Raw genomic sequence first — 20,970 nt, forward strand, 5'->3', positions numbered from 1 at the left:
GTGTCAGCGCAGAACAGCGCTGAGGGGGACGTACTTGAGGTTGGACGTGGCGCCGTCCGCGTTGGATTCATCATGGACCACCAGCAGCCCCTGCTCGAACTGCGGTCCGGCATTCCCGGTGGTGACGTCCAGCCCGTCCGTGCCCGTCACGGCGTCGACTGAACCGTTGGCGGACACCTCAAAGCTCTTCAGGAACGGGTTGCTCCCGGACCGGTCATAGACGGCGATCGTGGAGTTGCCCTGGCTGGACACGAAGAGGTAGCCGGCTTCGTCCGCACCGTAGGCGATGCTCATCCCCTCGATGTCGGCTTCCAGCCGGCCTGAGCCCACCGCATCCACGGAACTGCGATCCGACCCTGCGTCAGGTTCCGCGCCGTACTTCCAGATGCCGACGTCCTCCTGGCCGACGTACAGGTGTCCGAGCTGATCGTCAGCGACACAGCTCTCGGTAATGCTGCTGACCGGCAGCGACCTGACAAGAGCGGCGTCGACCTTGCCCGCCCCGTTGTCCGCCAACTCGAATTGCTGGACCGAGCCCGGCCCGTTGGGGGTGACAAAGGCATAAAACTTTCCGCTGGCCCGGCTGTGGTACATGCAAAAACCGTAGTTGGGGGCCTCGGTCCCGATGCTTCTGGCTTCGACTGGGGACAGGGTCCTCGTTGCGGTGTCCAGGGCCCAGAGCGCCAGCGTGTTGTCAGACCGGTTGTTTCCGCCGACCAGGACCATTGATGATCCCGACGACGGGAAGCCGGCCCTCAGGTCCACGTTGCCGATCATCCCGTCCGGCCGGAACTGGAGGAGCCTTCCGCCCATGTCGAAGACGCCGATGCCACCGCCGGACTTCGATTTGTTGTCCGCAATCACCACACTGTTCGCTGGTGTTGCCGGATCGATCCAAATCGCCGAGTCGTCCGAAATATCGCCCGACCCCGAAAATGCCTCGGTCTCCAGCGCGGGCACAGCCTTCGGATCAGCCAGCGCCGGGGTGGGGGACGGTGCTGCGGGACCCGGCGTCGGATTTTCCGTCCCGCTTGCGGCGGCACTCCGGCCCGGCGGGGGAGTGGGCGCGGCTGTGCCGGGTCCGCAACCAAGAAGAATGGGGGCGCCCAACGCCGCGAGCACGAGCAACGCTGGCAAGGATCGGGCGCGGCCGGCCATACCCGGGTCTAGTCCTGGACTGATTCCCGCGAAACCTCGCGCTGAAGTCTGGTCCGGGCGCTGTTTTCGATCAGTGTTGGGATGTAGATTCTGATCCTGCCGGTGTCCAGGGAGTCATATTCCTCTCCGACAATGCTTTCTATCTGGTGCCGCGGAGCTGCGGGAAAGCGGGCGGCGAGCCGGTCGACGACCTTGCTGATGATCGGGTCTTTATGTTCATCGCTCACCCAGCCATTGTGAGTCAGCCCGACATGGGCGTCAATCAACCCTGAGTCACGACGTGCATCCTGGTGGGCCCGTCTGGAGTCCAATTACCTCTACTTTACATAATGTTGATTATCGGCGTTATCTTGGTGGCTGCGGGAGGGGCTGAATATCACCTTCCTGACCGGAGAACGCGACGCTTCGTGATCCGCCGGATGTCCGGCAGTCCACGTCGGGATTCGGAGGTGCCACCGGCAGTTGTGTTAGATTGCGGCCCATGATCCCGCGCCCCACAAGCCACGACGCCGACAGGCCCGTTGCTGCTGCTATCGGACTGCTGGCGAAGCAGGGCTATGACACAACGTCCGTCGACGAACTCGCGGACGCCGCGGGCATGAGCCGCAGCACGTTCTTTCGAAAGTTCGGGTCGAAGGAGGACGTTGTTTTCGCTGATCACGAGCGGATCCTGGGGCTGGTGACGGAGCGCCTGGCGGAAACGATGCAGGAACCCCTCGCGGCCATCGAGGACGCGGCCCTGCTGGTTTTTACCCATCACCTGCGGAACCGCGAGACGTCGCGCGCGCGGTACGAGCTGATGCAGGCCGTGCCGGCTCTTCGGGACCGTGAGCTTGTTACCTCCCACCGGTACGAGCGGGCGTTCCTGCTGCACCTCCTGGATAATCTTCCGGAGGGCGAGCTGCGTGAATACAAGGCTGTTTCCTTCGCGGCGGCCGTCGTCGCCGTCCACAACGCCTTTCTCCGGCAGTGGCTCCGCTCGGCACCGGCTGCCCAGGAAGCAGAGGGCGCGGACCGGGAGCGATCCACGGCGCTCGCGAACGAACTCCGCGCCCTCTCCGGGATCTTCCGGCCCGCGCTGGTCGGCACCTTCGCCTCGGCGCAGGCGTCCCCCGCCGTCGTCGTAACCGTACTTGCGGCAGGAGCAGACAAGGAAGCGGTTATGCAGGCAGTCCGCGACGCCCTGCCCTGACGCTGACACACAGTTGTTGACACTCAGTTTCTTGACGTGGAACTGCGTTTCAGTACATCCTTGGTTGATGTGGCGTGAGCCACAACACGAAGGCGGCGCCATCCGCTGCCGAAACAAAGGACCAACACATGACGACGACGTCACCCGAATCCGGGTTCACCGCACGGGCTTCGGACCATTTTCCCGCCGGCACCGTGGAACCCGACTACGTCCTGACCGAAGCTCTGGGCACGGACCCAGCGTCCGTGTTCGCCGGCATCACCGACGAGGACCGCGGCTACTGGGAGCGTGCCCGAAACTTCGTCCAGAAAGAGGTCCTTCCCGTCATAGACAGCTACTGGGAGCGCGCCGACTACCCGGTGCACCTTCTCAGGCGCCTGGGCGAGCTGGACCTGCTGCGCGACGGCGTCGACGTGGAAGGTTTCCCCGCGATGAGCAGGATGGCTGCCGGGCTGGTGAACATGGAGATCAGCCGCGGCGACGGCTCGGTGGCAACCATGATCGCGGTGCAGGGCGGCCTGGCCCTGCGGTCCGTAGCGGAGTGCGGGTCCGCCGAACAGAAAGAACGCTGGCTTCCGGCCATCGCCGCCGGCAAGGAATTCGCCGCGTTCGCGTTGACGGAGCCCACCCACGGCTCGGACGCGGTGGCCCTGGAATCCACGGCCACCGGCACGGACGGCGGTTTCCTCCTCAACGGCGAGAAGAAATGGATCGGCAATGGCTCCGTCGGCGGAGTCTGCGTCGTGTGGGCCAGGGGCGAGGACAGCCAGGTTCACGGATATCTGGTGCCGCAGGACTCCCCCGGCTACGCCGCAACGAAAATCGAAGGCAAACTGGCCCTCCGCGCCATCTGGCAGGCACACATCCGGCTGGAGAATGTCTTTGTCCCCCAGGAGAGTGCCCTGCCCGGGGCGCGGACCTTCAAAGACACCGCGAGGGTGCTGCTGGCCAGCCGGCTGGGCGTGGCCTGGTCCGCCGTCGGCCATGCCACGGCCTGCTACGAAACCGCGGTCCAGTACGCCAGGCAGCGTCTGCAGTTCGGCCGGCCGCTGGCCGCCTCGCAGATCGTGCAGGAACGACTGGCCCGGATGCTTAGCGAATTGGCCACCATGCAGCTGATGGTGGTTCAGATGACCCGCCTCGATGAGGCTGGGTCCCTCACACCCGAACAGGCATCACTGGCCAAATACACCTGCACCCGCATTGCCCGCGGTATTGCCTCCAATGCCCGGGACCTCCTCGGAGGCAACGGCATTCTGCTGGCAAACCGCGTCGCCCGGCACCTCGCCGACATCGAGGCCATCCACACCTACGAAGGCACCGAAACGATGCAGGCGCTGATCATCGGGCGCGGGATCACCGGCATCTCCGCCTTCGCCTGATCCACGCCCCCAACCCGAAAGGACCCTCATGAACCAGAACGCCAACATCCCTGTCATCCTCGGCGGCGCCCGGACCCCCTTCGGACGCTTCCGCGGCGGACTCACGCCCTTCTCCTCCAGCGAGCTGGGCGCCCACGCCATCCGGGCCGCCCTGGACCGGGCCGGCGTCGCCCCCGAACAGGTCGATGCAGTTATCGTCGGCCAGGTCATCCAGGCCGGAGCCGGCCAAGGTCCCGCGCGGCAGGCCAGCCTGGCCGCGGGCATCGGCTGGGACGTGCCCACCGTGACGATCAACAAACTCTGCCTTTCCGGGCTCACCGCCGTGATTGACGCTGCCCGGATGATCCGGGCGGGGGAAGCCGACTTCATCGTTGCGGCCGGCCAGGAATCCATGACCAACGCCCCGCACCTGGTGCCCGGGCTCCGCGCCGGCGTCGTTATCGGGGAGGCCCCGATGCTGGACTCGCTGTACCGGGACGGGCTGCAGGATCCGGTCAGCGGCCTGCTGATGGGCGAAGCCACGGACGCCGGAAACGCGGAGCGGGGCATCACCCGCGCCGAGCAGGACGCCGTCGCGGCCCGGTCCCACCAGCGGGCGGAAGCGGCACGCGCCGCCGGTTTGTACGCCGCGGAAATCGCCCCGATCACCCTCCCCCAACGCAAAGGGCCCGCGCTGACTCTCGAGCACGATGAGGGCATCCGCCCGGACACCACCGCCGAATCCCTGGCGCAACTGCGCCCCGCCTTCTCGAACGACGCAGCGGCCACTATTACCGCAGGATCCTCCTCACCGCTCTCGGATGGTGCCGCGGCCCTGGTGATCGCCAGCAAGGCGGCAGCCGAAGCTGCAGGGCTCGAGTGGATCGCCGAAATCGGTGCCCACGGCCAGACCGCGGGACCGGATGGATCCCTGCATTCCCAGCCCGCCCGTGCCATCGAACTCGCCCTCAAGGGTGAAGGCATCACCGCGCAGGAGCTTGACCTCGTCGAGATCAACGAAGCCTTCGCGTCCGTGCTCATCCAGTCCGCCAAGGACCTCGGCATCGAGCCGGAGGACATCAACGCCGAAGGTGGCGCCATCGCCCTCGGGCATCCGGTGGGGGCCTCGGGCGCGCGCCTGGTCCTGCACCAGGCCCTGGCCCTGAAGCGCCGCGGCGGAGGCACCGGCGTCGTCGCCCTCTGCGGCGGCGGCGGCCAGGGCGACGCCCTGATCCTGAAGGCATGACCATCCCAACGAAGAAGCAGGCCATGAACACCAACCACCCCACAGACGGCTTCGGCACCATCTCCGTCGCAGCCATCCTGGCCGAGTCCGCTCGAAGGACCCCGGACCGCATCGCGCTGATCGTTGGTGAGGAGGAAACCTCCTATGCCAGCCTCTGGCACGAGACCCGCGCCTACGCCGGGGCGCTGCGCGCGCGCGGCATCGGCCCCGGAGATGCCGTCGCCGTCCTGATCCCCAACGTTCCGGACTTCGCCCGGGTGTATTACGCCGTCCTGTCCCTGGGAGCCATTGTGGTTCCCGTGCATGCCTTGCTCAAGGCACGCGAAATCGAATACGTGCTCCAGGACAGCGGCGCCAGGATGCTGGTCTGCGCTGCGCCGCTGCTGTCGGAAGGTGCCGCGGGTGCCGCGAGCACCGGGATCGACCTTCTGACCGTGATGGCGCCCGACGACGGCGGTCTGCCGCGGCTTGAAGCCGAGGCAGCCGTGTCCCGGCCGATCGACAGCTATGTCCCCTGCCGGCCCTCCGACACCGCCACGATCCTGTACACCTCCGGCACCACCGGCAAGCCGAAGGGCGCCCTCGGCACCCATTTCGCCCTGGTGGAACAGACTTCCGTCCTGCTGACGAGCGTCATGGATTTCAAGCCCGGCGATGTCCTGTTCGGCGGCCTGCCGCTGTTCCACACTTTCGGCCAGACAGTCGTTCTCAACACGGGGCTGCGGGCCGGCGCAACCATCGTCATGATGCCCCGCTTCAGCGGTGCGGGCGCCCTGGAACTGATGGACCGGCACAACGTGAACATCTTCGTGGGGGTGCCGACCATGTATGTGGCCCTTCTGGAAGCGGCGAAGGCCGGTGCAGACCGCCCGTCCGCGCTGCGTTACGGCATCTCCGGCGGATCGTCGCTCCCCCTGGCCGTCATGGACAAATTCCACGACGTCTTCGGCATCGAAATCCACGAAGGCTACGGGCTGACCGAAACGTCCCCGGTGGCAGCGTTCAACCACGTGGGCACACCACCCCGGCCCGGCACCATCGGGACCGCGATCTGGGGTGTCGACATCGAAATTGCCCGCGCCGAAACAGTCGAGAGCATCGAATTGCTGCCCCTGGGCGAACTGGGCGAGCTCGTCGTCCGCGGACACCTGTTGATGAAGGGCTACCTCAACCGGCCAGAGGCCACCGCCGAGGCGATCGTCGACGGCTGGTTCCGCACGGGGGACCTTGGGACCAAGGACGACGACGGCTACTTGCGAATCGTGGACCGCAAGAAGGACATGATTATCCGGAACGGCTACAACGTCTACCCCCGGGAGGTGGAGGAAATCCTCCTTACCCACCCGCAAGTAGTCAGCGCCGCCGTCTACGGCGTCCCGCACGACGTCCACGGCCAGGAGATCGCGGCCGCGATCGTGCTCGACGCCGGAGCCACAGCCACCGATACCGAGCTGATCGAATTCGCAAGCGCACAGCTGGCCGCCTACAAATATCCGCGGATCATCAGGCTGCTCGCGGAGCTCCCCCTCGGGCCCAGCGGAAAAATCCTCAAACGAAACCTGGCGTCCGGGTCCACCGTGTCCTAGAAGGCCGGGCCCGTCACCGTTGGACGTAGGCCGCGAGGTGCTGGCCGGTGAGCGTGGAACGGCCGGCGACGAGGTCCGCCGGGGTGCCCTCGAAGACGATCCGGCCGCCGTCGTGCCCGGCACCCGGGCCGAGGTCGATGATCCAGTCGGCGTGCGCCATCACGGCCTGGTGGTGCTCGATGACGATGACAGACTTGCCGGAGTCGACGAGCCGGTCCAGAAGGCCCAACAGGTTCTGGACATCGGCGAGGTGCAGGCCGGTGGTGGGCTCGTCGAGGACGTACACGTCGCCCTTCTCGGCCATCTGCGTGGCCAGCTTGACGCGCTGCCGCTCGCCGCCGGACAGGGTGGTGAGCGGCTGTCCGAGGGTCAGGTAGCCCAGCCCCACGTCCACGAGCCGGTCGAGGATCTTGTGCGCTGCCGGTGTCTTCGCCTCACCGGCAGCAAAAAACGCCTCGGCCCCGGTCATTGACATTGCCAGCACGTCGGCGATGTTGCGGCCGCCCAGCTGGTATTCCAGCACCGACGCCTGAAACCTCCGGCCCTCGCAGTCCTCGCAGGTGGACTCGACGGTGGCCATCACGCCCAGGTCGGTGAAGATGACGCCCGCTCCGTTGCAGGTGGGACACGCCCCTTCTGAGTTGGAGCTGAACAGCGCCGGCTTCACGCCGTTGGCCTTGGCGAACGCCTTGCGGATTGGCTCGAGAAGACCCGTGTACGTCGCAGGGTTGCTGCGCCGTGACCCCTTGATGGCCCCCTGGTCGATCACCACCACGCCGTCCCGGCCGGCGACCGACCCCTGGATCAGCGAGCTCTTCCCCGAACCGGCTACACCGGTGAGCACGCACAGCATCCCGAGCGGGATATCGACGTCCACGGCCTTGAGGTTGTGCGTCGAGGCGCCCCGCACCGCGAGCGTCCCGGACGGCGTACGCACCGATTCCTTAACCCTGGCCCGGTCATCGAGGTGGCGACCGGTGATGGTGTCACTCCCCCGAAGGCCCTCCGTGCTTCCCTCAAAGCAGACGCGGCCGCCCTCGGTGCCCGCACCGGGACCAAGGTCAACGACGTGGTCAGCGATCGCGATGGTCTCGGGCTTGTGTTCGACGACGAGCACAGTATTGCCCTTGTCGCGCAACTGCAGCAGAAGCCGGTTCATCCGCTCGATGTCATGCGGGTGCAGGCCAATCGTCGGCTCGTCGAAGACGTAGGTGACGTCGGTGAGGGACGAGCCGAGGTGCCGGATCATTTTGGTGCGCTGGGCTTCTCCCCCGGACAGAGTTCCCGCCGGCCGGTCCAGCGAAAGGTAACCCAGCCCGATTTCGGCGAAGGAATCGAGCAGGTGCTGCAAGCCTTTGAGGAGCGGCGCAACCGAGGGCTCCTCGAGCCCGCGGACCCACCCGGACAGGTCGCTGATCTGCATCCCGCACAGCTCGGCGATGTTCTTGCCCTGGATCTTCGAGGACCTGGCCTCCGGGCTGAGCCGCGTGCCGTCACACTCGGGACAGGCCTGAAACGTGATGGCGCGCTCCACGAAGGCCCGGATGTGTGGCTGCATCGCGTCGACGTCCTTGGAGAGCATCGATTTCTGGATCTTCGGAATCAACCCCTCGTAGGTGAGATTGATGCCCTCAACCTTGATCTTGGTCGGCTCCTTGTAGAGAAGGTCGTTCATCTCCTTCTTGGTGAACTTCGCGATCGGCTTGTCCATGTTGAAGCCGGCGCCGCTGAAGATGCGGCCGTACCAGCCGTCCATGCTGTAGCCGGGGACCGTCAGCGCACCCTCGGCGAGTGACTTGCTGTCGTCGTAGAGCGCCGTGAGGTCGAAGTCCGAGACCGAGCCCATGCCCTCGCAACGCGGGCACATCCCGCCAAGGTAGACGGCGTTTTGGACAACGCTCTTCTCCACCCGGCCGGCCTTCTCGGTGCTCATCACCCCGCTCGCCTTGCGCGTCGGGACGTTGAAGGAGAACGCGGTGGGGGGCCCCACGTGTGGCGATCCCAGCCGGCTGAAAAGGATTCGGAGCATGGCGTTGGCGTCGGTGGCAGTGCCCACCGTGGAGCGGGGATTCGCGCCCATCCGCTCCTGGTCGACGATGATCGCCGTCGTCAGGCCCTCCAGGAAATCGACGTCGGGCCGGGCCAGTGTGGGCATGAAGCCCTGCACAAAGGCGCTGTAGGTCTCGTTGATCATCCGCTGCGACTCGGCGGCGATCGTCGCGAACACCAGCGAGCTTTTGCCCGAGCCGGAGACACCCGTGAACACCGTCAGACGGCGCTTCGGGATCTCCAGGGTGACGTCCTTGAGGTTGTTCTCGCGTGCGCCGACCACCCGGATCAGATCGTGGGTGTCGGCAATGTGCTGCGCACGCGACTCCGTGGCCGGCTGCGTATCCGTCTGCGTTTCCGACGTTGTGGCCATGCTCATCGTGTCTCCATCTCCGGGGCGGCCCGCGGCCGCTGTCTCCGCCGGCGTCATCTGGCTCCATCTAACCAGCTTCGGGCCCACATCTGCGGTCGACTCCATTGTCTTCTGCGCCGGCCTCACTGAGAATGAACCATGACGGTCTACCTGAGGTCCCTGGAAACTGCTGTCCCGCCAACTGTCCTGATCCAAACGGAAGCCCGGGACGTTTTTGCGGCCCAGCCGGGGCTCACCAGGCTGGGCACCCGCCTGGTCAGCACCTGCTTCGACTCAGCCGCGATCGACACCCGCCACACTGCCGTTGCGGAAATGACCATGGACAACCAGGCGGAAAATCCACGGTTTTTCGACGCCGGCACCGGGCTGCTGCTCAGCCCAAGCACTAAGGTCCGCAACGACATTTTCGCCACCGAGGCCACCAAGCTCTTCATTAAGGCGGCCGGGAAAGCCCTCGATGCCTGCCCCGGCATCACGTCACACGACATCACCCACCTCGTCACCGTGTCCTGCACCGGTTTCTTCAACCCCGGGCCGGACTACAAAATCGTCCGCGCCCTCGGCCTGGATCCCGCCGTGCAGCGCTACCATCTGGGGTTCATGGGCTGCTACGCCGCGTTCCCCGCGCTGCGGGCGGCCAAATCCTTCTGCGAGGCGGATCCGGACGCCGTCGTCCTGGTCGTGTGCGCCGAGCTCTGCTCGCTGCACGTGCGGACCTCGAACGACCCGGACACCATCATGGGGTCGGCGTTGTTTGCCGACGGCGCCGCTGCCGCCATCGTGACAGCCCGGGAGGACCCGGAGGAACGCGCGCTTCTGCAACTGGACCACTTCGAGACCGTGCTGACACCGGTCGGTGAGGAATCCATGGCGTGGAACATCGGCGACGAGGGCTTTGAGATGGTCCTGGGAAACTATGTCCCGCACATCATCGATGACCACATCATCGGCGCCCTGGAACCGCTTCTCGCCCGGGAGGATGCCCTGCGGGGGCTCCCCTACCGCGACATCCGGCACTGGGCCATCCACCCCGGCGGCCGCAGCATCCTGGACAAGGTCCAGTCCCGGCTGGACCTGAGCGACGAGCAGCTGGTCCCGGCCCGCGAGACCCTGCGCAACTACGGGAACATGAGCAGCGCCACCGTGCTGTTCGTGCTCCGGCACATCCTGGACCTGCCGACGGCGGACGGTGCCGACGACGGCGGGGAACGGATCTGTTCGATGGCGTTCGGTCCCGGGCTGACGGTGGAAACGGCGCTGTTCACGAAGCTGGGCAGCCCGCTCCGCGAAACACCGCAGGCCTGGACCGGCGACGCGGCCGACGACGCCGGGTCCACCCAGCCGGAATCGGCACTGGCCTAGGACGCCGTGCACCTGCTGCGCGAACGGGCGGCGGACGCCGTCGAGGAAATGGACCTGCCCGGCTGTGACCCGGCCCGGCTGGACCGCACCTATGCCCAGTTCGCCCTGGTCAACCGGGCCGTCTCCGGCTGGCGGGGCATCTATCTCCGCCGGCTCCGGCCACGCCTCCGCCAGGGCGTCGAGGCCACGCTGCTGGATATCGGCTGCGGGGGCGGTGACGTGCCGGCGATGCTCTCCCGCTGGGCGGCCCGGGACGGGCTCCGCCTTGAGATCACCGCTATCGATCCGGATCCGCGTGCCAGCCGCTTCGCCGCGGAACGGCATGCGGCCACCCGCGTGAGGTTCCGGCAGTCCACGGCGGCCGAGCTGGCCGGCGAAGGCCTCAGTTTCGACCTGGTCGTGTCCAACCATGTGCTGCACCATCTGGCAGAGGATGAACTTCCGGCGTTCCTGGCTGAGTCCGCGGCCCTCTGCCAGGGAACTGTCATCCACAGCGACCTTCGGCGCAGCACTGCCGCGTATGCCCTCTTCTTCGCCGGGTCGTGGCCGTTGACCGGCTCCTACATCAGGGCGGACGGGCTCACCTCCATCCGCCGCAGCTACACCGCCGCCGAACTCCAGCTGGTGGCTCCCCCGGGCTGGACCGTCGTCCGCCGGGCCCCCTTCCGCAACCTGCTGGTCCTTGACAAGGACGACGCAGACAAGGACAAGGACAAGGCGGACAGGAGTGCCGCGGATGGCTGATGTCCTGGTGATCGGCGGTGGGCCGGTGGGCCTGTTCATGGCCGCGCTGCTGCTCCAGCACGGTGCCAGCGTCCGGATCCTGGAGCAGCGGACCGTCGCCGAGGCGCACTCCCGGGCCATCGGCATCCATCCCCCCTCGCTGGACGCGCTCCAGGGACTCGGTGTGGCGCAGGCCCTCGTGGCGGAAGGTGTCCCGATCAGGCGCGGCATCGCCGTCGGCGGCGGCCGGACCCTCGCGCGGATGTCCTTCGCCGGCGTCTCGGCCACTTTCCCGTTCGTCCTGGCCCTGCCGCAGTCCCGCACGGAGGCCCTCCTGGAACAGCGCATCCGGCAGTTCGACCCTGACGCCCTCCAGCGCGGTGTCCGGGTCACGGGGTTGCACCACGACGGCGGCCAGGTCACCGCGGAAGCCACGGTGGCGGGTTCGGTGGTCCGCTACACGGCGTCCATCGCCGTTGCCGCTGACGGTGTCCGGTCCGCCGTCCGCTCTCAGTTCGGCACCGTTGTCCGGGCGAAGGACTACCCGGACAGCTACCTGATGGGCGACTTCGCCGACACGACCGGATTCGGTCCGGACGCGGCCTTGTTCCTGGAAGCCGCGGGGATTGTGGAGTCCTTCCCGCTGCCGGGATCGCTGCGCCGCTGGGTGGTGCGCCTCGGGGACACCGGAAACGGCCGGGACGCCGTCGGGCTCGCACGCATGATCGAACAACGCACCGGGATCGGCGTCGATCCCGCCAGCAACAGCATGCTGAGCCGCTTTGGCGTCCGCTGCAGGCTGGTCCGCCGGATGGTGGCCGGCCGGACTGTGCTGATCGGCGACGCCGCGCACGAGATCAGCCCGATCGGCGGCCAGGGCATGAACCTGGGCTGGCTCGACGCCGTCGCCCTGGCTCCGGTGGTTCTCGCGGCGCTGGACGGCGCGGATGTGCGAACAGAACTGCGGACCTTCGAGGCGGGCCGCACGGCCGCAGCCGCCCGGGCGGCCCGCCAGTCCGAAATCAACATGGCCCTGGGGCGGCCGCTGCGTGCAGCGCCCTGGTCGGTGCGCAACCGCGCCATCGCGGCGGCGGCTGCCGTCCCCGCTGTCAACGGGCTCGTGGCCCGCCGGTTCACCATGCAGTGAAGACGCTGCCGGAAACGCGAAGCAGGAAGGCGGACGGCGTAGTTCAGGCCGGCGTGAAATAGCAGTCGTAGCTGTCCTGGCTGACTATCCTGCCTTCGCTGACCTCAAAAACGCTCGCGATCCTGGCGCGGATGACGTCGCCGGTGTCCCAATGCGGCAGGTCCATCAGCAGCGTCGCTGTCCAGTCGGCTTCCACCACCACACGGGCCCCCTCACAGGTCGTGCGCCGCACCACGAAGCGCTGCCCCGAGACCACCTCGTGGGCTGCGGCCGCCCCGGCCAAGGCCTCGTCGCGGTTCCGCACCGCCCCGGCCGGGGCCAGCAGGTGGGGCGCCTCGCTCAGGACGTAGTCCTCGGCCAGGAAGGGAGCGATGTCCGCCGGGCCGCCACCGGCTTCGATAACGCGCAGCAACTCAAGGACACAATCCAAGGGGGGTCGGTGAAGTCATGGCACCGAGACTAACGGAAAGTGCCGCCAGTCCACGGTCGCGTGGGCCTGCGCCGGGAATACACTGACCCCATGGGCTGCTTCCTTCCGCCGCAGCGGCGCGCTGCCGACGGAACCCGTCACGTCCCCGCGGGCAGGGTTGCCGCCGTTATGGCTGCCCTCGCCCTGACGGCTTCCTGCAGCGCGGGTCCGTCCGGGACCGGCACTCCGTCCGCCACACCAACGGCAGCGGCAGCGCCAGCGGCTTCCGCCGCCCCCATCACTGCCGAGATCAACCAGCTTCGCGACGACTACAGCCTGCAAGTCATTGCCATCCAGTTGACGAACAACACGGCAGGGCCGCTGACCGTGCTCAGTGCAAGCCTGTCCAGCCCGCTCTTTTCCGGCACCATCGAGTGGCAGGCGACACCCGGCGGGATCGGGCTTCCGCCGCGCCAGACCAAGATCCTTCCGGCACAACTGCGGGCTCCCGAATGCGGAATCCGGACAGCGCCCGCGAACGGGGGGACGGCGGTGGCACTTCGGCTTGCCGAGGGCAGCGGACATGAGCCCGCCGACACAGTGGCCGCCACCGATCCCTACGGGGTGATGGAAAGGAACAACGCGGAAATGTGCCTCGCCCAGGCGGCCGCCGCGGTCGCCGATATCCGGTTGGCACCGGACATCGAGGTGTCTGCCGACGCGCAGGGCGCCCTCCTGACGCTTGCCATCACCCCGCGGAGCACCCCCGGGACCGTGAATCCCGGCTCAACGGGAAGCCTGACCATCAACTGGATCGATGGGACCCCACTGCTCGAAGAGGACCAGGGCGCCCCATGGCCGCGCTCGGTGTCGGTCCGCGCCGGCGGTGCCAGCCAGCAGTTCCGGCTGGGGATCCGGCCCGCACGCCATAGCGGACGACAAAGTGGGGACATTGCTGCCCCTCCGGGTGTCCGCGGGCGGACGCGACGGCATCCTGAAAATCGACGCCGGAGCGCTTCTGCGTGGACGCATTTATGAATTCATCACCACGGCCTGCGGACGCCAGTAGTCTGTTGCCATGTCCTCTGACGCCAAGCCGACTGACCTCAGCGCCGCCCGCATCCATGAAACCGTCCAGCAGCTACTGGCCAGCGGGGTGCTCCCCACCATTGTCCAGGCGGGACATCCAGTGCTCCGGCAGTTTGCCGCGCCCTTCAACGGGCAGATCAGCGACGCCGAACTTGGCCAGTTGATCGACCTGATGCGCAGGGTGATGCACAAGGCGCCAGGCGTGGGCCTGGCGGCACCCCAGCTCGGCATACCGTTGCAGCTCGCGGTGCTCGAGGACCAGTTCGACGTCGATCCCGGCGTCGCCGCGGCCCGCGGACGGGAACCCCTGCCGTTTTTTGCCATGCTCAACCCGAGCTACGAGCCGCTGGGCACTGCCACGGTGGCGTTCTACGAAGGATGCCTGTCGCTGAACGGACTCCAGGCCGCTGTCATGCGTCCCGAGCAGGTGCGGCTCAACTTCACCGCCCCGGACGGGAGCCCGCAGCAGCGGGAGTTCCGTGGCTGGCAGGCGCGGATCGTCCAGCACGAAACGGACCACCTGCACGGCATCCTCTACCTGGACCGGGCCGAGCTGCGCTCCATCAGCAACAACGCCGAATACTCCGCGCGCTGGGCGCAACCCGATATCACCCTCGCCCGGAAGGAACTCGGGTTCCTGCCAGGCGACTAACCCCGCTGGCAGGCCCGAACGTCGCGCGCCCGCCGCACCCTCAGAGCCGGGCCGTCAGGGCTGGGGCGCAGCGGCCGGATTTGCCGCCGTCGGAAGGTAACGGGCCCACCACTGCAGGATCTGGTCGAAGCGCTGCTTGCGGTGGTGCGGCGTGCCGGAGCGTGAGAGTTCGTGGTTCTCCCCCGGGAAGACCAGGAACGCGGCCTCCACTCCCAGCTGTTTGAGCGCCGTGAAGTAGCGCTGGCCCTGCTCCACCGGGCAGCGGAGATCCTCTTCGCTGTGGATGACCAGCGACGGCGTTCGCACCTGGTCCACGCGCGCCAACGGGCTTTGCGCCGCCATCTGTTCGGGCGAGCGTCCGGTGTACTCGCCGCCGAAGAACCAGCCGATGTCGGAGGAGCCGGTGAAACTCACGGGATCAAGGAATCCGCGTTCCACGATGGCGCCCTTGAAGCGGTGGTCGTGGCTGATGGTCCACGCGGTGAGGTAGCCGCCGTAGGACCCTCCCATGATGCCCAGGGCGCCGGCGTCGAGCTCCTCGAATTTGGTGAGCGCCCCGTCGAGGAAGGACAGGACATCCTGCATATCCAGGGTTCCCATCCTCTCCTTAATGGCCCGTCCGTGATCCTGTCCGTAGCCGGCGGAACCTCGGGGGTTGCACATCAGCACCGCGTAGCCGGCCGCAGCGTAGACCTGGGCTTCATCGAAAAGGGCTCCGGTGAACTGGGCGAACGGGCCGCCGTGGATGTTCAGCAGGACCGGGTGGGGTCCCTGTCCCGGCGGCTTCACGAGCCAGCCGTGGACGGGATAGCCGTCGGTTGAGGGGACCGTGAGCTCCAGCGGCTCGAAAATTCCGGCGTCGGAACGCAGCGGCGCGGAAAAATCGGTCACGACGCGGAGCTGTCCGTCCTCGAGCACAGCCACATCCCCCGCGGTCGCCGCGTCTGCGAAACTGATCACGAGCGATTCCCCGCGGGCGGCGGCACCAGTGACCACACGCCCGCCCTGGAGCAGCACGTGTTGGTTACCGGAGGCCCGGAATTCGACAAGCTCGACCGTTCCCCGGGAGTTGTTCAGCAGCAGCGCCGAATCGGGGCCGGCGAGTTCGATCCGGCCGTTGCAGCCCAGGTCCATCGTCTCGACATCGCTCAGCCGGGTTGCGTCGCCGCCCCCCACTGGCATGACGTAGAGGGCGGTGTTGCGTGCCACGAAGTCCTGGCCCGATTGGCCAAGGTCCTGGGCGAGGAAAAACAGCCACTGCCCGTCCCGTGACTCGCGGACGGCGTGCACGCTCTGCCGGCCGGTGTTGGCCGGGGCTACGGGTTCCGGCTCCCCTCCCCCGGCGCCGTCGCCCACCGTGATGCGGTAGATGCCGCTGGCGAGATCGGCGTCGCTGCCCTCGTGCAGGGCGGCCACAAAGTGGATGGTGCGCCCGTCTGCGCTGAAGCCCGCGCCGGTATGGTCCGTGGCAGCGGTGGTCAGCTGCTGCGCGGCCGGCAGCAGGCCGCCGGTTGTGTCGCCGTCCGCATCGGCCGCAGTTCCGGCGGCGGCAGCTCCGGCGGCGGCAGTTCCGGCGGCGGCAGCTCCGGTGCGGGCCTTCAAGGCCCGGCCCTTCGGCGCTACCTTGGGTTCCGCGCCGAGCTCCGGCAGCACGACGAGGAAGAGCTGGAGCGGCTTGTCGGCGGTGTAGCCGACGCCGTTCATCCGGTACTGGTAATCCGTGATCAGCCGTGCGTCCTCGCTGCCGGCGGAGACGCCGTCGGTGCTGCCGTAGCGGCCGTCCTCCGGGGTCCGGGCGCTGTAGAGAATGCGCTTCGAGTCGGGCGACCACGCAAACGTTGATACTCCCAGCGGCGCGTCGGTGACGGGCTGCGGCTCCCCGCCGCCGGCCTCGACGATGTGGAGCTGGGGTTTGCCGCCGGCAGCGGCGCGCAGGAACGCGAGGACCTGACCGTCGGGCGAGAAGTCCGGCGCCGTGTCGCGGAAACCGCGGGTCAGGCGGCGCGGGGGCCGGTTCGGTTCCAGCGGCGGGCCCAGCGGCACCGCCCACAGCTGGCCGACGTAGGCATCGGCGTCGAAGTCGGGCCGGATTACGGACACCACGGCGCGCGTGCCGTCCGGATGCACGGCAGGGGCGGAGACGGAATTCAGCAGCGGCAGATCTTTGGATTTCACGTGTGCGAGCCTAGCCCGGGTTTCCCCGGCAGTGAAATAGCTCACGTCGGGACTGCGCCTTGGCGGACCGCGGCCGTCCGGGGCGCGCCGCCCCTAGGATGGACACTATGCCCACCGTCCCCGCCGCCTCCCTGCTGTGCCCGGTCTGCCGGGACAGGCTCGCCTGCAACGACGGCGGCGGCGCACGCACCCTGGTGTGTCCGGGCGGCCACAGCTTCGACGCGGCAAAGCAGGGCTACTTCAACTTCCTTGTCGGCAAAGGCACCGTCTTCGAAGCGGACACGGCTGACATGGTGGCGGCACGCTTCGACTTCCTCTCCGCCGGCCACTATCGCCCCCTCGCCGACGCCGTGGCGGAACTGGCAGCCCGCACCCTCGCCGGCACCCCGCAAGCCCCCGCGACGGTGCTGGACGCCGGAACCGGGACCGGCCACTACCTCCGGGCCCTGCTGGACCGGGTGGCGCAGGACCGGACACCCGCCGCGGCAATTGGCCTGGACATCTCGAAGTTCGCCCTCCGCCGGGCCGCAAAGCTGAACCCCGAAGCCGTTAACCTCGTCAGCGACGTGTGGCAGCCGCTGCCGGTTGCCGACGGCACGGTCGACGTCGTCACCGTGGTCTTCGCACCGCGCAACGTGGCTGAGTTTTCCCGGGTGCTTCGCCCCGGCGGCCGGCTGATAGTGGTCACTCCGCGGCCGGGACACCTGGAGGAGGTGGCCGGCCGGGCCGGCATGCTCGGCATCGACCCGGCCAAGGACGAGCGGCTCGCTGCCTCGCTTGAGGGGCACTTTTCGGCCCTTTCCGCCGACGACCTGGATGTGCCCCTCGTGCTGTCCCCGGACGATGTCTCCCGGCTGGCCCTCATGGGCCCGGCCGGCCACCACCTGGACCGGGACGCGCTGGCAACCCTTGCGGCCGGGCTGCCGCCGCTGACCACCGTGTCGGCCCGGTTCCGGATCGGCGTTTTCGAACCCCTCCGCTAGCCCGCCGGAAGGGATGAAAAAGTAACGACTTGGGCACTTTCATCAACTGCCTCCCGCGGCCCTCCGCACTCGATGCCGTTCGGCTTAGGATGGAATCACGGTTACTGAGGGTCTGCGCCTGCAGATCCCGGGGCGAAGGGGGAAAAGATGTTCGAATGGCTGCCCGAAAACTGGTGGGCGTTATGGCTCACGGTGTTTCTGGTGTTCGCCGTGGTGGAGATGCTCACCCTGGACCTGTTCTTCATCATGCTCGGCGGTGGAGCCCTTGCCGGGCTGGTGGCCTCCTTCGCCGGCGCCGACCTCGGTCTGCAAATCGTGGCCTTCTGCGTGGTGTCCCTCCTGATGATCGGTTTCGTCCGGCCCGTCGCCCTCAAGCACCTCCACAAAGGCCCGGCCGACCGCCGGAGCAACGTCGAGCGGCTGATCGGCGAATCCGCCCTCGTGATGGAGCCGGTCAGCGCCAACGGCGGGCTCGTCAAAATCGGCGGCGACGTCTGGAGCGCCCGCTCCGAGACCGGAGTCCTGGCACCCGGCCAGCACGCGATCGTCAGCGCGATCGACGGCGCCACCGCCGTCGTTGCCCCGCAGCCGGAAACCGCCATCCAATAGCCCGCAAAAGAATTCCGGCTGCCGCCACCGGCACCGGGGACGCGGCGGGACACCGCCGCACACCATGGCAAGACCAAATCTGGGGAATAGGTGATGTATGGATATCGCAGTCGCAATCGTGCTGCTGGTTCTCGTTGCGTTCGTAATAATTGTGCTGGTCCGGTCGGTGCGGATTGTCCCGCAGGCCCGTGCCGGCGTCGTCGAGCGGCTGGGCAAGTACCAGCGGACGCTGAACCCCGGCCTCACGATCCTGATCCCGTTCGTGGACAGGCTGCTGCCGCTGCTTGACCTGCGTGAACAGGTGGTCTCCTTCCCGCCGCAGCCGGTGATCACCGAGGACAACCTCGTGGTCTCCATCGACACGGTGGTCTACTTCCAGGTCACCGACGCACGGGCGGCAACCTATGAGATCGCCAACTACATCCAGGCGGTCGAGCAGCTCACCACCACGACGCTCCGCAACGTCGTCGGCGGCCTGAACCTCGAAGAGGCCCTGACCTCCCGTGACCAGATCAACGGGCAGCTCCGCGGTGTGCTGGACGAAGCGACCGGCCGCTGGGGCATCCGTGTCTCCCGGGTGGAACTCAAGGCGATCGATCCGCCGCACTCCATCCAGGATTCGATGGAGAAGCAGATGCGCGCCGAGCGTGACCGCCGCGCCGCCATCCTGACCGCGGAAGGCACCAAGCAGTCCGCCATCCTCACCGCCGAAGGCCAGCGGCAGTCCTCCATCCTGAAGGCCGAAGGCGACGCGAAGGCGGCGATCCTTCGTGCCGATGGTGAGGCCCAGGCCATCCAGAAGGTGTTCGACGCGATCCACAAGGGCAACCCCGACCAGAAGCTCCTCGCCTACCAGTACCTGCAGACCCTCCCGAAGATAGCCGAGGGCTCGGCGAACAAGCTGTGGATCATCCCGAGTGAGGTGGGCGAGGCCCTCAAGGGCATCGGGAACGCGCTGGGCGGCAGCAAGGATGGCCAGTTCAATGACGGGCTGTTCGGCCCCGATTCCGACGCCGCGGCGGGACCCGCCGCGGCCAGGCCGGCTGCGCCGGAGGCCTAAGCGTTTCAAGGAAAGAAGGGAGTACCCGCTCGCCGGGTGCTCCCTTTTCGCCTGTCCGGAACCGCTGCCACGTCCCTGCCGGCTTTACCGGGGGTGGTCTGTGCCCGTATACTTGAGTATTTGTCCGGCTGGTTCAGTCCGGCGGAACAATTAAGCTTCGCAAAGCGTTTAATCCAGTGACGATAGATCCGGTATGGGTCCCGTGAGACGGCGCGATGCAAACAGTAGTCCGGCGCGGCCTCACAGCCCCCGGCTAACGCAGGGCATGACCCTGCGAACCGAATAGAGGGAGAAAAGATGAGCGATCGCAGCCTGCGGGGTATGCGCCTTGGCGCACAGAGCATGGAGACCGAATCCGGTGTCGAACCGGCTCCGCGCCAGCGGGTTGAGTACCGTTGCGCGGACGGCGAACAGGTATTCGTGACCTTCTCCTCCGAAGCGGAGATCCCCCCGGTATGGGTATCCAAGACCGGCAAGGAAGCCTTGCTCGTCGACGGCGAACGCCCTGTGAACCTCAACGAAAAGGCAGTCCGCACGCACTGGGACATGCTCCTGGAACGCCGGTCGCTGCCCGAACTCGAGCAGATCCTCGAAGACCGCCTGACGATCCTGCGCGAACGCCGCGGCGAACGGCGCTCGGCCTAAACAGCCCGTGCACCTGCCACAGCAAAAGGGCCGGATCCACACTCCCACTGCGGGGTACGGATCCGGCCCTTTGCGCATGCCGGCGACTGGCGCCGGCACCGCAGGTGCCTGCTAGGGCTTCTTGCCGGTGATTTTCCCGGAGAGCGTGTTCCAGCGGGCGGCCAGGCCCCACTTCGTCACATTGATCATGGCTTCGACCACGATGTTTCCGCTCATCTTCGAGGCGCCCAGCTCACGTTCGACGAAAGTGATGGGGCGTTCGACAATCGTCAGACCAAGCTTGGCCACGCGCCAGGCGAGGTCCACCTGGAAGCCGTACCCGACTGAGTCGACGGCGTCCAGGTTCAGCTTCTCCAGGGTGCTCCGGCGGAACGCACGGAAGCCCCCGGTGACGTCCTTGATTTTCAGGCCCAGCAGGATCCGGGCGTAGGTGCTGCCCACCCGGGAAATCGCCTGCCGGTACAGCGGCCAGTTGACGACACTGCCGCCGGGTACCCAGCGGGAGCCCATGGCGAGGTCGGCGCCCTGTTCCACGGCCTCCAGCAGCTGGGGAAGCTGCTCCGGCTGGTGCGAGCCGTCGGCGTCCATCTCGACGAGGACGTCGTAACCGGCGTCGAGGCCCCACTTGAAACCGGCGATGTATGCCGCTCCGAGTCCGGCTTTGCCCGCGCGGTGCAGGACATGGACCTGGCTGTCCTCGGCGGCGAAGCGGTCCGCCAGCTGCCCGGTGCCGTCGGGGCTGTTGTCGTCGACAACCAGGACGTCGGAGCCCGGCACAGCCGTGCGCAGGCGCCCGAGGGTCTTGGGCAACGATTCCAGCTCGTTGTAGGTCGGGATGATCGTGAGGACACGCACAGCGAGGCCTTTCCTTGAAGGGAGCGGTCAAACGCCGGGCGGTCACTCAGGAGCTGATACCAGGCGCAACTCTCCATTATAGGGAGTCGCCGGACCCTCGGGGGCCGATGCCGGCCCCCGGGCAGGTCCACCCGCTTCGGGCCAGTTCCGGCAGCCCGCGGAAAGCGCCGCCGGAACCGTTTTCTGCTGCGAAGTGGACCCGCCCCCTGGGGTTACCCATGGCCACGGCCAAGGTAGCTGCCGCGGTTGCGGCAACCTGGACCTGACCGGGGGGACGTCCGGAGTCTGCGCCTTAC

General features: G+C 67.4%; 19 protein-coding genes. 13 read left to right on the forward strand and 6 right to left on the reverse strand.

Annotated features, from left to right (window positions below):
- Positions 1-3: 3 nt before the first annotated feature.
- Positions 4-1,158 (reverse strand): phytase, encoded by a 1,155-nt coding sequence (locus GXK59_RS07985; protein ID WP_160665806.1) that lies wholly within the window; start codon positions 1,156-1,158, stop codon positions 4-6.
- Between the two features lie 8 nt (positions 1,159-1,166).
- A complete protein-coding gene (locus GXK59_RS07990; protein WP_160665808.1) occupies positions 1,167-1,385 on the reverse strand; it encodes a three-helix bundle dimerization domain-containing protein in 219 nt (72 codons plus the stop codon).
- A gap of 254 nt (positions 1,386-1,639) precedes the next feature.
- Here GXK59_RS07990 and GXK59_RS07995 point away from each other — a divergent pair, with 254 nt between their 5' ends.
- The 4 genes from GXK59_RS07995 (at position 1,640) to GXK59_RS08010 (ending at position 6,543) form a co-directional block, all read left to right on the forward strand.
- A complete protein-coding gene (locus GXK59_RS07995) occupies positions 1,640-2,350 on the forward strand; it encodes a TetR/AcrR family transcriptional regulator (protein WP_160665810.1) in 711 nt (236 codons plus the stop codon).
- A 128-nt stretch (positions 2,351-2,478) separates the two neighbouring features.
- Positions 2,479-3,732 (forward strand): acyl-CoA dehydrogenase family protein, encoded by a 1,254-nt coding sequence (locus GXK59_RS08000; RefSeq protein ID WP_160665812.1) that lies wholly within the window; start codon positions 2,479-2,481, stop codon positions 3,730-3,732.
- A gap of 28 nt (positions 3,733-3,760) precedes the next feature.
- Positions 3,761-4,957: an acetyl-CoA C-acyltransferase gene (locus tag GXK59_RS08005; protein WP_160665814.1), complete on the forward strand. Its 1,197-nt coding sequence runs from the start codon at positions 3,761-3,763 to the stop codon at positions 4,955-4,957.
- Positions 4,954-6,543, forward strand: coding sequence for a long-chain-fatty-acid--CoA ligase (locus GXK59_RS08010; protein ID WP_237393819.1), 1,590 nt, complete (start codon positions 4,954-4,956; stop codon positions 6,541-6,543). The genes GXK59_RS08005 and GXK59_RS08010 overlap by 4 nt, the downstream gene beginning before the upstream one ends.
- Before the next feature lie 13 nt (positions 6,544-6,556).
- On the opposite strand, the gene GXK59_RS08015 is transcribed toward GXK59_RS08010, so the two are convergent.
- Positions 6,557-8,965, reverse strand: a complete 2,409-nt coding sequence (locus tag GXK59_RS08015; RefSeq protein WP_202129192.1) for an ATP-binding cassette domain-containing protein — start codon at positions 8,963-8,965, stop codon at positions 6,557-6,559.
- Positions 8,966-9,103: 138 nt separating this feature from the next.
- Here GXK59_RS08015 and GXK59_RS08020 point away from each other — a divergent pair, with 138 nt between their 5' ends.
- Genes GXK59_RS08020 through GXK59_RS08030 form a run of 3 tightly spaced genes read left to right on the forward strand, consistent with a single transcriptional unit; the run spans position 9,104 to position 12,197 of the window.
- Positions 9,104-10,327: a type III polyketide synthase gene (locus GXK59_RS08020; protein ID WP_160665816.1), complete on the forward strand. Its 1,224-nt coding sequence runs from the start codon at positions 9,104-9,106 to the stop codon at positions 10,325-10,327.
- 6 nt (positions 10,328-10,333) lie between these two features.
- Positions 10,334-11,071: a class I SAM-dependent methyltransferase gene (locus GXK59_RS08025; protein ID WP_202129086.1), complete on the forward strand. Its 738-nt coding sequence runs from the start codon at positions 10,334-10,336 to the stop codon at positions 11,069-11,071.
- Positions 11,064-12,197 (forward strand): FAD-dependent oxidoreductase, encoded by a 1,134-nt coding sequence (locus GXK59_RS08030; RefSeq protein ID WP_160665818.1) that lies wholly within the window; start codon positions 11,064-11,066, stop codon positions 12,195-12,197. Before GXK59_RS08025 ends, GXK59_RS08030 begins: the two co-directional genes overlap by 8 nt.
- A 43-nt stretch (positions 12,198-12,240) precedes the next feature.
- On the opposite strand, the gene GXK59_RS08035 is transcribed toward GXK59_RS08030, so the two are convergent.
- Positions 12,241-12,627 (reverse strand): nuclear transport factor 2 family protein, encoded by a 387-nt coding sequence (locus GXK59_RS08035; RefSeq protein ID WP_160665820.1) that lies wholly within the window; start codon positions 12,625-12,627, stop codon positions 12,241-12,243.
- Between the two features lie 90 nt (positions 12,628-12,717).
- Between GXK59_RS08035 and GXK59_RS08040 the strand changes: the two genes are divergently transcribed.
- Both GXK59_RS08040 and GXK59_RS08045 read left to right on the forward strand, forming a co-directional pair.
- Positions 12,718-13,644, forward strand: coding sequence for a hypothetical protein (locus GXK59_RS08040; protein WP_237393820.1), 927 nt, complete (start codon positions 12,718-12,720; stop codon positions 13,642-13,644).
- Between the two features lie 40 nt (positions 13,645-13,684).
- Positions 13,685-14,347, forward strand: coding sequence for a peptide deformylase (locus tag GXK59_RS08045; RefSeq protein WP_160665822.1), 663 nt, complete (start codon positions 13,685-13,687; stop codon positions 14,345-14,347).
- Positions 14,348-14,401: 54 nt separating this feature from the next.
- On the opposite strand, the gene GXK59_RS08050 is transcribed toward GXK59_RS08045, so the two are convergent.
- Positions 14,402-16,522 carry a S9 family peptidase gene (locus GXK59_RS08050; protein WP_160665824.1) on the reverse strand — a complete coding sequence of 707 codons (2,121 nt, stop codon included), beginning with the start codon at positions 16,520-16,522 and terminating at the stop codon, positions 14,402-14,404.
- Between the two features lie 107 nt (positions 16,523-16,629).
- Between GXK59_RS08050 and GXK59_RS08055 the strand changes: the two genes are divergently transcribed.
- The 4 genes from GXK59_RS08055 to GXK59_RS08070 all read left to right on the forward strand — a co-directional run bounded on the left by GXK59_RS08055 (position 16,630) and on the right by GXK59_RS08070 (position 19,819).
- The gene (locus tag GXK59_RS08055; protein ID WP_160665826.1) at positions 16,630-17,505 is read left to right on the forward strand and encodes a methyltransferase domain-containing protein; all 876 of its coding nucleotides are present in this window, start codon (positions 16,630-16,632) and stop codon (positions 17,503-17,505) included.
- Between the two features lie 147 nt (positions 17,506-17,652).
- The gene (locus tag GXK59_RS08060; protein WP_024366893.1) at positions 17,653-18,114 is read left to right on the forward strand and encodes an NfeD family protein; all 462 of its coding nucleotides are present in this window, start codon (positions 17,653-17,655) and stop codon (positions 18,112-18,114) included.
- Between the two features lie 97 nt (positions 18,115-18,211).
- On the forward strand, positions 18,212-19,174 hold the full coding sequence (locus tag GXK59_RS08065; protein ID WP_160665828.1) for an SPFH domain-containing protein: 963 nt from the start codon (positions 18,212-18,214) through the stop codon (positions 19,172-19,174).
- Positions 19,175-19,471: 297 nt separating this feature from the next.
- Positions 19,472-19,819: an RNA polymerase-binding protein RbpA gene (locus GXK59_RS08070; protein WP_024367218.1), complete on the forward strand. Its 348-nt coding sequence runs from the start codon at positions 19,472-19,474 to the stop codon at positions 19,817-19,819.
- Positions 19,820-19,930: 111 nt separating this feature from the next.
- On the opposite strand, the gene GXK59_RS08075 is transcribed toward GXK59_RS08070, so the two are convergent.
- Positions 19,931-20,674, reverse strand: a complete 744-nt coding sequence (locus GXK59_RS08075; RefSeq protein ID WP_160665830.1) for a polyprenol monophosphomannose synthase — start codon at positions 20,672-20,674, stop codon at positions 19,931-19,933.
- Positions 20,675-20,970 lie beyond the last annotated feature (296 nt).

Source organism: Pseudarthrobacter sp. ATCC 49987, assembly GCF_009928425.1.
Taxonomy (GTDB): domain Bacteria; phylum Actinomycetota; class Actinomycetes; order Actinomycetales; family Micrococcaceae; genus Arthrobacter.

Excerpts from the sequence above, each read along its gene's own strand:
- GXK59_RS07985 (WP_160665806.1), bottom strand. The coding sequence starts at position 1,158 with ATGGCCGGCCGCGCCCGATCCTTGCCAGCGTTGCTCGTGCTCGCGGCG.
- GXK59_RS07995 (WP_160665810.1), top strand. The coding sequence starts at position 1,640 with ATGATCCCGCGCCCCACAAGCCACGACGCCGACAGGCCCGTTGCTGCT.
- GXK59_RS08000 (WP_160665812.1), top strand. The coding sequence starts at position 2,479 with ATGACGACGACGTCACCCGAATCCGGGTTCACCGCACGGGCTTCGGAC.
- GXK59_RS08005 (WP_160665814.1), top strand. The coding sequence starts at position 3,761 with ATGAACCAGAACGCCAACATCCCTGTCATCCTCGGCGGCGCCCGGACC.
- GXK59_RS08010 (WP_237393819.1), top strand. The coding sequence starts at position 4,954 with ATGACCATCCCAACGAAGAAGCAGGCCATGAACACCAACCACCCCACA.
- GXK59_RS08015 (WP_202129192.1), bottom strand. The coding sequence starts at position 8,965 with ATGGCCACAACGTCGGAAACGCAGACGGATACGCAGCCGGCCACGGAG.
- GXK59_RS08020 (WP_160665816.1), top strand. The coding sequence starts at position 9,104 with ATGACGGTCTACCTGAGGTCCCTGGAAACTGCTGTCCCGCCAACTGTC.
- GXK59_RS08030 (WP_160665818.1), top strand. The coding sequence starts at position 11,064 with ATGGCTGATGTCCTGGTGATCGGCGGTGGGCCGGTGGGCCTGTTCATG.
- GXK59_RS08040 (WP_237393820.1), top strand. The coding sequence starts at position 12,718 with ATGGGCTGCTTCCTTCCGCCGCAGCGGCGCGCTGCCGACGGAACCCGT.
- GXK59_RS08045 (WP_160665822.1), top strand. The coding sequence starts at position 13,685 with ATGTCCTCTGACGCCAAGCCGACTGACCTCAGCGCCGCCCGCATCCAT.
- GXK59_RS08055 (WP_160665826.1), top strand. The coding sequence starts at position 16,630 with ATGCCCACCGTCCCCGCCGCCTCCCTGCTGTGCCCGGTCTGCCGGGAC.
- GXK59_RS08060 (WP_024366893.1), top strand. The coding sequence starts at position 17,653 with ATGTTCGAATGGCTGCCCGAAAACTGGTGGGCGTTATGGCTCACGGTG.
- GXK59_RS08065 (WP_160665828.1), top strand. The coding sequence starts at position 18,212 with ATGGATATCGCAGTCGCAATCGTGCTGCTGGTTCTCGTTGCGTTCGTA.
- GXK59_RS08070 (WP_024367218.1), top strand. The coding sequence starts at position 19,472 with ATGAGCGATCGCAGCCTGCGGGGTATGCGCCTTGGCGCACAGAGCATG.